Origin of the sequence: Ferrovibrio sp. (assembly GCF_025869515.1) — a bacterium.
In the GTDB taxonomy this organism is placed as follows: domain Bacteria; phylum Pseudomonadota; class Alphaproteobacteria; order Ferrovibrionales; family Ferrovibrionaceae; genus Ferrovibrio.
In genome coordinates this window covers 23,206-35,911 of record NZ_JAOZVR010000109.1, presented here as the reverse complement: position 1 = coordinate 35,911, position 12,706 = coordinate 23,206, and the positions used below count along the sequence as shown (strand labels likewise).

14 protein-coding genes are annotated in these 12,706 nt (G+C 66.3%); 6 read left to right on the top strand and 8 right to left on the bottom strand.

Annotation, left to right across the window (positions count from 1 at the left end; all coding sequences use genetic code 11):
* Positions 1-14: 14 nt before the first annotated feature.
* Positions 15-1,163: a cysteine desulfurase family protein gene (locus tag OJJ21_RS19205; protein WP_297688864.1), complete on the bottom strand. Its 1,149-nt coding sequence runs from the start codon at positions 1,161-1,163 to the stop codon at positions 15-17.
* 112 nt (positions 1,164-1,275) lie between these two features.
* Between OJJ21_RS19205 and OJJ21_RS19200 the strand changes: the two genes are divergently transcribed.
* Positions 1,276-1,962: an alpha/beta hydrolase gene (locus OJJ21_RS19200; RefSeq protein WP_297688862.1), complete on the top strand. Its 687-nt coding sequence runs from the start codon at positions 1,276-1,278 to the stop codon at positions 1,960-1,962.
* A gap of 27 nt (positions 1,963-1,989) precedes the next feature.
* On the opposite strand, the gene OJJ21_RS19195 is transcribed toward OJJ21_RS19200, so the two are convergent.
* A complete protein-coding gene (locus OJJ21_RS19195; protein WP_297688861.1) occupies positions 1,990-2,931 on the bottom strand; it encodes a hypothetical protein in 942 nt (313 codons plus the stop codon).
* A 161-nt stretch (positions 2,932-3,092) separates the two neighbouring features.
* Between OJJ21_RS19195 and OJJ21_RS19190 the strand changes: the two genes are divergently transcribed.
* The 4 genes from OJJ21_RS19190 to OJJ21_RS19175 all read left to right on the top strand — a co-directional run bounded on the left by OJJ21_RS19190 (position 3,093) and on the right by OJJ21_RS19175 (position 5,856).
* The gene (locus tag OJJ21_RS19190) at positions 3,093-3,386 is read left to right on the top strand and encodes a BrnT family toxin (protein ID WP_297688859.1); all 294 of its coding nucleotides are present in this window, start codon (positions 3,093-3,095) and stop codon (positions 3,384-3,386) included.
* A complete protein-coding gene (locus OJJ21_RS19185; protein ID WP_297688857.1) occupies positions 3,346-3,684 on the top strand; it encodes a BrnA antitoxin family protein in 339 nt (112 codons plus the stop codon). The genes OJJ21_RS19190 and OJJ21_RS19185 overlap by 41 nt, the downstream gene beginning before the upstream one ends.
* A gap of 206 nt (positions 3,685-3,890) precedes the next feature.
* Positions 3,891-4,343, top strand: a complete 453-nt coding sequence (locus OJJ21_RS19180) for a GNAT family N-acetyltransferase (protein WP_297688855.1) — start codon at positions 3,891-3,893, stop codon at positions 4,341-4,343.
* 106 nt (positions 4,344-4,449) lie between these two features.
* Positions 4,450-5,856, top strand: a complete 1,407-nt coding sequence (locus OJJ21_RS19175) for a hypothetical protein (protein ID WP_297688852.1) — start codon at positions 4,450-4,452, stop codon at positions 5,854-5,856.
* Here OJJ21_RS19175 and OJJ21_RS19170 read toward each other — a convergent pair.
* The gene (locus tag OJJ21_RS19170) at positions 5,853-7,001 is read right to left on the bottom strand and encodes an anhydro-N-acetylmuramic acid kinase (RefSeq protein WP_297688851.1); all 1,149 of its coding nucleotides are present in this window, start codon (positions 6,999-7,001) and stop codon (positions 5,853-5,855) included. The two genes, OJJ21_RS19175 and OJJ21_RS19170, sit on opposite strands and share 4 nt — an antisense overlap.
* Positions 7,002-7,066: 65 nt before the next feature.
* Here OJJ21_RS19170 and tyrS point away from each other — a divergent pair, with 65 nt between their 5' ends.
* Positions 7,067-8,323, top strand: a complete 1,257-nt coding sequence (gene tyrS / locus OJJ21_RS19165; protein ID WP_297688850.1) for a tyrosine--tRNA ligase — start codon at positions 7,067-7,069, stop codon at positions 8,321-8,323.
* An 11-nt stretch (positions 8,324-8,334) separates the two neighbouring features.
* Here tyrS and OJJ21_RS19160 read toward each other — a convergent pair whose 3' ends face one another.
* From OJJ21_RS19160 to OJJ21_RS19140, 5 genes are read right to left on the bottom strand one after another with little or no spacing between them, the layout of a single operon-like run.
* Positions 8,335-9,372, bottom strand: a complete 1,038-nt coding sequence (locus OJJ21_RS19160; protein ID WP_297688848.1) for an aldo/keto reductase — start codon at positions 9,370-9,372, stop codon at positions 8,335-8,337.
* Between the two features lie 5 nt (positions 9,373-9,377).
* Complete coding sequence (locus tag OJJ21_RS19155) at positions 9,378-9,731, bottom strand: TIGR04076 family protein (RefSeq protein ID WP_297688847.1); 354 nt, start codon at positions 9,729-9,731, stop codon at positions 9,378-9,380.
* 1 nt (position 9,732) lies between these two features.
* Positions 9,733-10,767 (bottom strand): TRAP transporter substrate-binding protein, encoded by a 1,035-nt coding sequence (locus OJJ21_RS19150; RefSeq protein WP_297688846.1) that lies wholly within the window; start codon positions 10,765-10,767, stop codon positions 9,733-9,735.
* 10 nt (positions 10,768-10,777) lie between these two features.
* The gene (locus tag OJJ21_RS19145; protein WP_297688844.1) at positions 10,778-12,067 is read right to left on the bottom strand and encodes a TRAP transporter large permease; all 1,290 of its coding nucleotides are present in this window, start codon (positions 12,065-12,067) and stop codon (positions 10,778-10,780) included.
* Positions 12,064-12,567 carry a TRAP transporter small permease subunit gene (locus OJJ21_RS19140; protein WP_297688842.1) on the bottom strand — a complete coding sequence of 168 codons (504 nt, stop codon included), beginning with the start codon at positions 12,565-12,567 and terminating at the stop codon, positions 12,064-12,066. The genes OJJ21_RS19145 and OJJ21_RS19140 overlap by 4 nt, the downstream gene beginning before the upstream one ends.
* Between the last annotated feature and the right edge of the window lie 139 nt (positions 12,568-12,706).

Below are 12,706 nucleotides of genomic sequence, written 5' to 3'. Positions count from 1 at the left end.
ATTAATCACACATATCACTTCCGCTTGCGCTGCTGCAGCGCGATCCAGGCCGCGGCAGCACGCTCGACATCCTCCGGCTGGCTGGCCCAGCCGAGGCTGAAGCGGATGGCTTCGCGGGCGACCTGTTCGGACAGGCCCATGGCGGTCAGCACATGGCTGGGCGTGACCTTGCCGGACGAGCAGGCCGAGCCCGCCGAGACCGCCACCCCGGCCAGGTCGAGCGCCATCACCTGGGTCTCGGCCGGCACCCCGGGCATGCCGATGCACAGCGTGTTGGGCAGGCGGCCCTCGGTCCCGGCAGCCCCCGGCCCGTAGACCGGCGCGTCCGGACAGGCCGCCGTCAGGGCGGCCTGCAGCCGGTCGCGCAGGCCGGCGATCTTCTTCATCTCGTACAGCCCCTGCTGGGCGGCGGCGGCGGCCGCGCCGAAGCCGGCGATGCCCGGCAGGTTCTCGGTGCCGGCCCGCATGCCCTGCTCCTGCCCGCCGCCCCTGAGCAGCGGCGCCGGCACCCAGTCGTCGCGCAGCACCAGGGCGCCCACCCCGGTCGGTCCGCCGAGCTTGTGGCCGGACAGGGTGAGGAAGTCGCAGCCGAGCGCGGCCAGGTCGACCGGGATCTTGCCGGCGGCCTGGACGGCATCGCAGAGCACCAGCGCGCCGGCCGCGTGGGCCAGCCGGGTGACCTCGGCAACCGGCTGGATCGTGCCGGTCTCGTTGTTGGCCAGCATCAGGCAGACCAGGGCCGGTTTGGGCAATTCGGCCAGGGCAGCAGCCACCACCGCCGGGTAGATCTGCCCTTCCGGCCCGGCCAGAACCTCGATCAGCGGCAGGGTGGTGGTGCGGCCGAGATGGCAGGCGGGACGCAAAACCGAGTCGTGCTCGATGGCGGCCACGACCAGGCTTTTCACCCCGGCCGCCTCGCAGGCCAGACGCAGCGCCAGATTGTTGGCCTCGGTGCCGCCCGAGGTGAACACCACCCGCCTGGCCTCGGCGCCGACCAGATCGGCGACCTGGCGGCGGGCAATATCGGCGATTCCCCGCGCTGCACGGCCGAAACGGTGCACCGACGAGGGGTTGGCCGGGGCCTCCAGGGCGGCCAGCAGGGCGGCCCGGGCCTCGGGCCGGAGCGGCGCCGTTGCGTTATAATCAAGGTAGGTGGAGTTCATTTCCTGCTTTTAAGCTTGAATTTCGCTCTGCCGAGTATGGTAAAAGTGGACCTGCTTCAACCAATTATCCAGCGCCGCCCCCTCCCCAGAGGCGCCAAAGTGACGAACCAAGATGCCTGACATCATATTCCCCGGCCCCGACGGACGGCTGGAAGGCCGTTATACCCACGGGCCGGAGGCCAATGCGCCGATCGCGCTGATCCTGCATCCGCACCCGCTGTATGGCGGGACGATGAACAACAAGGTCACCTACAACCTGTTCCACGTTTTCGCCAAGCGCGGCTTCTCGGTGCTGCGCTTCAACTTCCGCGGCGTCGGCCGCAGCCAGGGCACCTTCGACAACGGCCAGGGCGAACTCTCCGATGCGGCCTCCGCGCTGGACTGGCTGCAGGGCGTCAATGCCAATGCCTCGGCCGTGTGGATCGCCGGTTTCTCCTTCGGCGCCTGGATCGCCATGCAGCTGCTGATGCGCCGCCCGGAGATCGATGGCTTCATCGCCGTGGCACCGCCGGCCGGCATGTTCGATTTCGGCTTCCTCGCGCCCTGCCCGTCGTCCGGCCTGATCATCCAGGGCACCGAAGACAAGATCGTGCAGGAAGGCGAAGTGGCCAAGCTGGCCCAGCGGCTGTCGCTGCAGAAGGGCATCAAGATCGACTACAAGAAGGTGCAGGGCGCCGACCATTTCTTCGAGGGCAAGCTCGATGAGCTGACGGCGTCTGCCGACAAGTATGTGAAGACCAGCTTCACGCCGACCTCCGCCCGCGCCGGCAAGGGCGCCCAGGCAGCGCAGCAGGGTTAAACCACAATCCACCACCCCACACTGTCGTCACCCTCGGCCTTGTGCCGAGGGTCCATCTGCGCGTTCCGATGCGCGGACGGTTGGGATGGATCCTCGGGACAAGCCCGAGGATGACGGACTTTGTTGTACCGGTCCTGCATGAGGTGCACGGCCATGACGGTCTGAAATATCATCCGCCGCTCCCGGCAACGGATTGCCGTACATATCGGTGAGATCGAGGATCGCATTGCTGCCGTGCATCGCCAGCGGTGCCAATGGCCCAGCCCGACGCAGCTCCGGCGTTATCCCGGTCTGATCCGGGCTTGTTGCTGGCTTATCCGCGCTTAGCGCGGGCTTATTTTCGCTTATCTGAGTCTTATTTTCCGGTATCGCAGGTTTATCCGTGGCTTGTGCCGGCGCCGCGGCCGGCTGCGGACGCTGCTGCGCCTGCCGCAACGCCTGTTGCCGGGCGGCCGCCTCCAGCCGCGCCGCCTGGGCGGCGAGCAGACGGCGCGTCTCGTCGACTTCGGCATCCATCTTTCTGCGTTCGACGTCGAAGCGCCGATGCAGCGCCTGGTTCGGCGCCCGCCGCGTGCTGTCGGCCAGCCGCGCGATCACGTCGCGGCCGTCGGCGATTTTCTCCTCCGCCGGCCCGATGCCGCCGGCCCCGGCCAGCCCGGCGAACAGCGCCGCATCCTGTTTCTCGGCCTGCAGCGCGCCGCGGATGGCGGCATCGCCGCTCGCCGCTTCCAGCCGCAGCCGGCCGAGCAGCTGGCGGCGCTCGCGCGCCTGCCGCAGCAGGAACTGGAATCGCAGACTGCCGCGCAGATGCCGCCACAGCCGCTCTTCGTCGATGCCGAGCGCGGCGCAGACGGCGGCGGGTTTCTCGCCGTCGATCAGCAGGCCGGCGCCGCGTTTCCAGTCGATACGCACACGTTTACGCGGCGCAGCGGGAGTACCGCGCGCCGGCAGGGTCTGGGTGAGTGCCATGACAGCCTCCATGCAGAGTGCAGAGGCGGATCAGGATAGCGCGGATTGACAGGAAAGTAAAACAAATATAGAACAAATATGATTAAAGGCATAATTCTGTAGGCAATTGGCTTGACGAACTACACAATTGTACATACAGTCAACATCGATCAGGTCGCCCCATGATCTTCGAATGGGACGACCAGAAAGCCCGCCGCAATGCCGCCAAGCATGACGTGGCTTTTGAACTGGCCTGCCGCGTCTGGGACGATCCGAAACATCTGCTGCTGCCGGATCGCATTGTCGATGGCGAAGAGCGCTGGCATGCCATCGGCATGGTCGGCGGCATAGCAATCCTGGTGGTGGTGCATGCCTATCCCGACGACGCCAACGAGACCCGCATCAGACTGATCAGCGCCCGAAAAGCAACGGCCCATGAAAGACACCGCTACGAAACCGAAGCCTTTGACCGCTGAACAGAAGCGCCAGCTTGAGCGCCTGCGCGCCATGCCGGACGCGGAGATCGACACCGTCGATATCCCCGAGGCGCCGGCCGAGAACTGGCGCTATGCCCGGCGCGGCGCGCTGTATCGTCCGCTCAAGCAGTCGGTCACCATCCGGCTCGATGCCGATGTGCTGCAATGGTTCAAGGACCATGCGCCCGAGCGCGGCTACCAGACCGAAATCAATGCCGTGCTGCGCCGGCATGTCGCCAGGGCGGACAGCGACAAGGCGGACGGCGGCAAGACCAAAGCCGACAACGGCAAGGACTGAGCCACCACCTCACAAGCCGTCACCCTCGGATTTATTCCGAGGGTCCATTGCCTTCCCGGCGGCGATGACGGCACCTGTCTTTCGCGGCCGTGACCGCGTGGCACCGGCAGATGGACCCTCGGAATAAATCCGAGGGTGACCAAGCTGGTGATGCGTCCGGCGCGACCATCTGGGTTTCCGCCCTGCCCCACCCTATCTGAGTCTGCATGTTCGCCATCCCGGTCCGCCCCGCCACCGAAGACGACGCCGACGCCATTTCCGCGCTGATCCAGCGCACGCTGCGCGTCAGCAACGCCGCCGATTATTCGGTGGCGGAGATCGGTCACGTCTTCACCCTGTTCACGCCGGGCCGCGTCGAGGCGCGCATCCGGCGCCAGGATGTGTTCGTCGCCGAGATCGATGGCGAGATCGTCGCCACCGTGGGCTATGAGGGCGGCCAGCTCTGGGCGCTGTTCGTGGTGCCGGAACGCCAGCGGCTCGGGCTCGGCACGCTGCTGGTGCAGCATATCGAGGACCATGCGCGCCGGCGCGGCGCCCGCGAACTCGGCCTGTCGGCCTCGCTCACCGGCGTGGAATTCTACGAGCGGCTGGGCTATCGCCGCACCGCGCAAAGGATGCATGCCAGCGGCGCGACGTATGACATGGTGAAGGCGCTTTAGCCGTCTCGACATTTCCGAAAAGTAATTCTGCGGGCACAAACAGTAACCGGAAATTTCGGCGCAAACCCGTCTACAGGCACCTATCCTGTGTTGCAGGAGAGTACTCATGGTCGGTGCATTCGGCTGGATCAAACGGATTTTTGGCGCAGAGGACGAGCCCGACAGCGCCGCCTCCTCGTCGCGCCTGCAATCCAAACAGACTCTCTCCAAGGCTGGCCTGCCGCCTCGCCTGCAAGCCAGCAACCTGCAAGTGGTCGGCCTGCAGGCCATCCGCGATACGCTGGCCGAGCAATGGCAGGAGCGCCGCGACAAGATCAATCAGATCGTCGATAGCGCGATCCGCCGCCGCCTCGAACCGGGCGATGCGCATTTCCATCTCGACAACGACGACTATCTGGTGCTGTTCCTGCACCTGACGCATGCCCAGGCCAAGGCAAAAGCCGCAATGATCGCCGACGAGCTGCGCCGGCTGATCCTGGGCGAAGTGCCGGGCGCCGATATCCATGTGATCTCACGCGTGGCGGAGATCGATCGCGATTTCGTGACCAGCAAGATCGACTCCATTCACGAACTGGTCGACCATGTGCGGCAGACCGGCCAGTCCTCGCAAGGCGATGTGATGTTGTTTGATGACGATCCAGGCGAGCCATTCGAGGATTTCAGCCAGGCCGCTGTGCCGCAGGCGGCCGTGCCGATGACTGGCGCGGGCCCCGATCTGGCCGACCTCGACCAGTCGCTGACCGCGCTGTTCCAGAAAAAGAAAAGCGCCAGCTTCCTGAAGGAATGCCAGGCGGCGTTCTATCCGAATTTCAGCACGCGGCGGCGTGCCTTCTCCTTCTATACGGTGGCGGTAAGCCATGTACCAACCGGCCGGCCGGCCGATGCCAGCGATCCGATGCTGGAGGATCCCGAGGAGCTTGAATTCCTGCTCGACCGCTATCGCCTGACCACCGCCCTGCTCGGCATGCATCGCATGGTGACCGGCGGCCATCAGGGGGTCATCATCATTCCGGTATCGTTCCAGACCCTGGCGACCTCGAAAAACCGCAGCCTGTACCTCAGCCGTTTCCGCGACCTGCCGCGCGGCCTGTTCCGCTCGCTGTGCATCACCCTGTGCAATATCCCGCCCGGCACGCCGGCCAGTCGGGTGGCCGATGCGATGAACTACCTGCACCCCTTCTGTGCGTCGCGGCTGATCAAGATTCCTGCCGATCCGAAACTGATCGACCTGTATGCCGACAGCGGCGCACATGGTTTCGAGACCAGCCTGCCGGTGGAAGCGGCCGACAGCGGGATCCAGAATGCACTGCTGGCCAACTTCGCCAAGCGCGCGGCCTGGCATAAACTGGAATCGCTGCTGTCGAATATTGGCAGTCCCGACGACCTGCGCACCGGCAGCCAGGTGGGCTTCAGCTTCCTGATCGGCGATGCCGTGGCCCCGATGATCGCCACGCCGGGCCATCGCCAGGCTTTGCGCGCCGATCATATCCCGCAGCGCGCCGTTATCAGCTAGGCGCGATACAGCCGCCCGCCGCTCACCGGCAGCCGCACGCCGGTGGTGCCGGGCAGGCTGAGCGGCAGCCCGCGCACAGCGCGCGCGGCCAGATACGCGAAGGCCTCGGCCTCCAGATGATCGCCGTTCCAGCCGACCGCCTCGACCGCCTCCACCGGCATGTCGAGATGCCGGGTCAGCAGTTTCATCAGCGTGGCATTGTGCCGCCCGCCGCCGCAGACCAGGCAGCGCAGCGGCCGTTGCGGCAGATGGCCCAGGCCGCGCGCCACTGACGCGGCGGTGAAGGCGGCCAGCGTCGCCGCGCCGTCCTCGGTGGACAGTCCCTCCACCGCCTGTGCAGTGAAGTCGTTGCGGTCGAGCGATTTCGGCGGCGGCGCGCTGAAATAGGCGTGATCGAGCAGGCGCGCCAGGCGGTCGGCCTGCACCTGGCCTTTCGCCGCCATTGCGCCGCCCTCGTCCTGCGGCTTGCCGGTCCGCTGCTGCATCCAGTCGTCGATCAGCGCGTTGCCCGGGCCGGTATCGAAGGCGATCAGGTCGGCCTCACGCTCTCCGCCGATATAGGTGACATTGCCGACGCCGCCGAGATTGAGCACCAGCAAAGGCGGCGGCAACTGCGTATATCGGGCAAGCGCCGAATGATACAATGGCACCAGCGGCGCGCCCTGCCCGCCCATCGCCACATCGGCGGAGCGGAAATCGGCCACCACATCGATGCCGGTGAGTTTTGCCAGCAGCGCGCCGTCGCCGGTCTGCCAGGTGCGGCCTGCTGCAGGGCGATGCAGCAGCGTATGGCCGTGGAAGCCGAGCCAGGCGATGTCGGCTGCCGCCAGGCCGGCCTGGTCGAGCAGAACCTGCACGGCAACGGCATGGGCGGCGGCCAGGTCGCGGGACAGCGCCGGGGCATCGCCCCCGCCCTGCTTTCCGGCGCCTTCATTGAGGCAGGCGCGGATGCGCAGGCGCAGGGCGAGTTCGTAGGGCAGCGTCAGCGCCGGGCCGAAGGCGGCCAGCGTCACGCCATCGGTGCGCAGCAGGGCGGCATCGATGCCGTCCATCGAGGTGCCGCTCATCAGGCCGATATGCCAGGCAGTCTGGGACAAGGCGGGAACGCCGGGGCTGGGAGAATCGAGGCCGCTATGATAGATCATCGGGCCGTCCCAGTGCCATATCGGCAGTTCCATATCAGCAGCACCATATCAGCCGGACCCTGACGATGACCGAGTTCCGTTCCGATTTCCTGCAGACCATGAGCCAGCGCGGCTATCTGCACCAGTGCACCGACAACGCGGCGCTGGATGCGCTGGCGCAGCAGCCCGGCGGCATCACCTGCTATGTCGGCTATGACTGCACCGGCCCGAGCCTGCATGTCGGCCATCTGCTCTCGATCATGATGCTGCGCCGGCTGCAGCAGGCCGGCCACAAGCCGATCGTACTGATGGGCGGCGGCACCACCAAGGTGGGCGATCCCTCGGGCAAGGACGAGGCGCGCAAGCTGCTGACCGACGCCGACATCGCCGCCAACATGGCGAGCATCAAGACCGCCTTCGGCCGCTTCGTGCAGTTCGGCGACGGGCCGTCCGATGCCGTCATGGCCAACAATGCCGAATGGCTGGACAGGCTGCAGTATATCGATTTCCTGCGCGACTACGGCCGGCATTTCTCGGTCAACCGCATGCTCAGCTTCGAGAGCGTGCGGATCCGGCTGGAACGCGAGCAACCGCTCAGCTTCCTCGAATTCAACTACATGATCCTGCAGGCCTACGACTTCGTCGAACTGGCGCGGCGCTACAGGTGCAATCTGCAGATGGGCGGCTCCGACCAGTGGGGCAATATCGTCAACGGCGTCGAACTCGGCCGCCGCGTGCACGACCTGAGCCTCTATGGCCTGACCTGCCCGCTGCTGACCACCGCCGCCGGCCACAAGATGGGCAAGACCGCCTCGGGCGCCGTGTGGCTGAACGAGGACCTGCTGCCGAGCTACGACTACTGGCAATACTGGCGCAACTGCGAGGATGCCGATGTCGGCCGCTTCCTGAAGCTGTTCACCGACCTGCCGCTGGACGAGATCGCCAAGCTGGAAAGCCTGCAGGGCGCCGAGCTGAACGAGGCGAAGAAAATCCTCGCCACCGAGGCGACCGCGCTGTGCCGCGGCCGCGACGCGGCCGAGGCCGCCGCCGAGACGGCGAAGCAGGCCTTCGAGCAGGGCAGCTTCGGCGGCGCGCTGCCGGTGGTGAAGGTTGAACGCGCGCGGCTGGAGGCCGGCATCGAGGCGTTTGCGCTGGTGCTGGAAGCCGGACTGGCGAAATCCGGCGGCGAGGCGCGCCGGCATATCCGCGGCAATGCGATCAAGCTGAACGACCGGCCGGTGAGCGATGAAGTGCAGAAGGTCACCGCCGCCGATCTCGGCGCCGACGGTCGCCTGCGCTTAAGCTTCGGCAAGAAGCAGCATGTGCTGATCGAGGCGGCGTAAGCTGCCGGCGGCTAATGCCGCCCGTCATTCTGGTTGTAGCGCATGATGCGGCCGTGGCGGCCGGTCTTGTCGCGCTCGATGTCGTAGCAGTCGCCCGGCGGGCCCTGGCGTTTGGCCAGCACGGCCTGCAATGCCACGGCATCCTCCCCATCGAGGCGCAGCGTATCGACGCGCAGGTTGGCGGCCAGATGCCGCGTCGAGGTGGCGCCGACGATGGCGCCGGCGACGCCGGGACGATCCAGCACGTAACGCGTCGCCACCGGACCGATGCCGACACCATGACGCTCACCGATGCGCTGCAGTACGCCGAGCAGCTGCTGGAACAGCGCCCAGCCGCCGAAATCCTCGATGATCAGCTTGTATTTGGTGAGCGAGCGGTTTTCGAGCGGCTCCTGCGGCTCCGGCTGGCCGAGCCAGGCCTCGCTCAAAAATCCGCCGGCGAGCGAGCCGTAGCACAGCAGGCCGATGCCATGCGCGCGGCAGAGTTCGACCAAGCCACGTTCGGGCCGCGAGTCGAGAACGGAATACTGCACCTGCGTCGCCGCCACCGGCACGCCGGCTTCGACGATCTCGCGCGTGGTGGCGGTGTTGAAATTGGTCAGGCCGAGCAGGCGGATCTTGCCGGCGCGACGCAGGTCGTCGAGCACGCCCATCGCCTCGACATAGCCGGGCACGGCGTAATTCCACCAGTGGAACTGCACCAGGTCGAGGCAGTCGGTGCGGAGGCGGGTCAGCGAACGGTCGATGATGCTTTCGACATAGGCGCGGTCGCAGCTGGTCAGCCGGTCGTAATCGGGCACGAATTTGGTGTGGATCTCGATGCGGCGGCCGAGTTCGGGATAAGCGGCGCGGAAATCGCCGATCAGTTCCTCGACGCCGGTGTAATGGTCGGCGCAGTCAAAGCTGGTGATGCCGGCCTCGACGAAAGCCGCCATGTCGTCGATGGCCTGTCGGCGGTCGACCTCGCCATGGCCGCCGGCCAGATGCCAGCCGCCTTTCAGCAGCCGCGACATGGTGTATCCGGGGGCCAGTTGGTAACGCTCGACCATAATCTCTACGCCTTGCTGTCGTCGTTCCCCGTCAGGGGCACTGCCGTGGTTTCGGAATGGCGGAATTCGCGTTTGCCCAGGCGGCGGATGCGGAATTTCGCCGTGCAGTTCGGATCGGGACAGGCAACCAGCGCATCGGTGCTCATCCAGTCGTTCGGATGCGTCTCGCGCTGCTTGGCCGGCAACAGCGGCAGCAGGGCGGCCAGCGTGTAGATCGACCACGACTGACCCGGCGGAAACTGCAGCTGCTCGCCGTGCAGCTCGAAATGGTCGCCGGGCTTGGCTGCGCAGAAGCAGCTTTCGCCCGGCACCCACTCGACGCGCAGGTCGTAAAGGCTGAACCTGTCGTCGCCGCTCATGTTACGGCTTCACGTTCAGCTCTTTGGCCACCGCCGGGATCGCCGCCTTGTATTCGGCGAGCGCGGCCGGCGCTTCCGGCGCCTTCCTGGTCGCCTCGGCCAGCCATTCGTCGGTGACGAACTGCAGCTTGCCGCGCAGCTCTTGCAGCAGCTTGCCCTCCACGTTGGTCACCTTCACGCCGGTCTCGGCGAACTTCGCCAGTGCCGCGGCCTCCTTGGCTTCCCAGACGGCGGCAAAGCGGCGCACCATCGCTTCACCCGACAGCTTGGCGATGGCATCGCGGTCGCGCGCCTCCAGGCCCTTCCACTTGGCCTCGTTGACCACCATGAACTGGCTGGAATGGGCGAAGCCGCCGGGCACGAAACTGGCCACCGGCATATGCTGGGTCATGTTGAAGGCGATCACGGTTTCCTTCTGCTGGAACATGCCCTGGATCACGCCGCGCGAAATCTGCTCGTAGGCCTCGGTCAGCGGCGAGGAAATCGGCGTCATGCCGAGCGCCTTGGTGATGCGCTCCACCGTGGCGCCGGGAATGCGGATCTTGATGCCGTTGACCGCATCCAGGCTGGTGAAGGCATTGGCCTTGGTGAACAGCTGGTAGGGGCCGTTGGTCCACAGGCCGAGCAGATGGGTGCCCTCATGCTCGTTGTATTTGGCGAAATGCTTGGTGTAGGTGCGCCAATAGGCGACCGAATTGACCACCGCATGATCGGTGGTGAACGGCAGCTCCGACATCTCGGTCAGCTTGAAACGGTTGGCGGTATAGCCATGCACGCCGAAGGCGACATCGGCGACACCGTTCTTGACCAGATCGAAATGCGCCGGCGGCGCGCCGAGCGCCGGCAGGATCTGCAGCTTGACGCGGCCCTCGGTGGCCTTTTCCACGTCAGTTGCCCAGGGCGTGACCATCTCGGTGACGACATGGTGCGTCGGCGGCAGCCAGTTGGAGAAGCGCAGCACGGTCTGGGCTTCAGCCGCCGAAGCGACGGCAGTGGCCGCGACGGCGGCGAGAATCAGGGTGCGGTATGCGGTCATGACGGGCCTCTCACATGAGCGATGGAAGGAAAGTGGCAATGGCAGGAAACGCGATCAGCAAAGCGATACGGATGATATCGGCGGCGACGAAACCGCCGACGCCGGCAAAGATGGTTTTCATCGGGATATGCGGCAGCAGGGTGTGCATCATGTAGACATTCATGCCCACCGGCGGCGTGATCAGCGCCACCTCGATCAGCGTGACCATGATGACGCCGAACCAGACCGGATCGAAACCGGCCGCCATCACCACGGGAAACACGATGGGCAGGGTCAGCAGGATCATCGACATGCTTTCGAGGAAGCAGCCGAGCACCAGATAGAGCGCGCAGATGATCAGGATCAGGCCGAGCTGGCCGATCTGCATGGCGGCGAACCAGCCGGTCAGCGCCTGGGTGAAGCCGGCGATGGTGATGAATTTCGAGAAGATCAGCGCGCCGACCAGCACGAAGAACAGCATCGTGGTGGTGGCCGCCGTATCGACCAGGATGGCGAACAGCCGGGCCCGGCTGAGCTTGCGCCGCATGAGCGCGATGACGAAGGCGCCGACCGCGCCGATGCCGGCGGCCTCGGTGGGGGTGAAGATGCCGCCATACATGCCGCCGATCACGACGAGGAACAGGCCGAGCACCGTGGCGGTACCGCGCAGGGCGAGAAAACGGTCGCGCCAGCTGCTGCGCTCGCCGGCCGGGCCGTCCTGCGGCCGCAGGGTGACGACAACGATCACCGCGCCGATATAGAGCAGCGCGCCGAGCAGGCCGGGCAGCACGCCGGCCATGAACAGCTTGCCGATATCGGTCTGCGTCATGATGCCGTAGACCATGAAGGCGACGCTGGGCGGGATCATGATGCCGAGCGTGCCGGCCGAGGCAATGCTGCCGGCGGCCAGGCCATCGGCATAGCCGTAACGCTTCATCGAGGGATAGGCGACTTTCGACATTGCCGCCGCCGTCGCCAGGCTGGAGCCGCAGACGGCGGCAAACGCCGCGCAGGCGATCACGGTGGCAATCGCCAGCCCGCCCTTCAGATGACCGACGAAGCGATAGGCGGCATCGTAGAGTTCGCGCGAGACATCGGCCTCGTTGATCAGGTTGCCCATCAGGATGAACAGCGGGATCACCGACAGCGCATAGGAATTCACCGTGCTGAAGGTGGTTTCGGCCACCATATAGGCGGTCGGGTCCCAGCCCAGCATCCACAGGAAGCCGGCGATGCCGGGCAGTGCCATGGCGACCGCAATCGGCACTTCCACCACGATCAGCGCCAGCATGGCGATCAGCGCGACGATGGCGGCGGTCATGCCAGTTCCGCTCCGGTGCCGCGCGCGCTGAACAGCGCGCAGAGCGCGCTGACCGCGCTGCTGGCGGCGCCGAACCAGGCGACCCAGGCCAGCGGCAGGTCGATGAAAGGCGCCAGGTCGCCGGCACGGCGGAAGGTCTGCCCCATCGTCCACAGGGTGACGGCGAGATAGACGAACAGCGCCACCAGCAGCAGGCGGCGCAGCCAGCGCATCGCCACGCCGAGCGCCGGACGACGTTTCGCCAGCGCGCCGAGCAGGCCGGCACGCACATGCTCGTCGCGCCGGGTCACGCCCGGCAGGGCGGCGAAGACCGTGAGCGCCACCAGCACGGCGGTCAGTTCATAAGCGCCGGTGACCGGGCGGTTGAAACTGCGGAAGACCACGTCGAGGAAAGCCACAGCCGCCATGGCCAGCAGGGCGAGGCCGCCGGCAATGGCGAAGCCGTGATCGAGGCGGCTGGCCAGGGCGCGGGCAAAGGAAGAGGCGTGGCTGTCTGGCATGCGGCGGCTGGCCGTTCCCGGATTTGATATGTGATCACAGTAGAGAGACGAAGGAATTTCTGTCAAGCTGACTCCGATGCCGAGCAAACGTCTGCCCGGGCGCAGCCCGCCCGCCGCCCCGCCCCGCCCAAAACGCGGG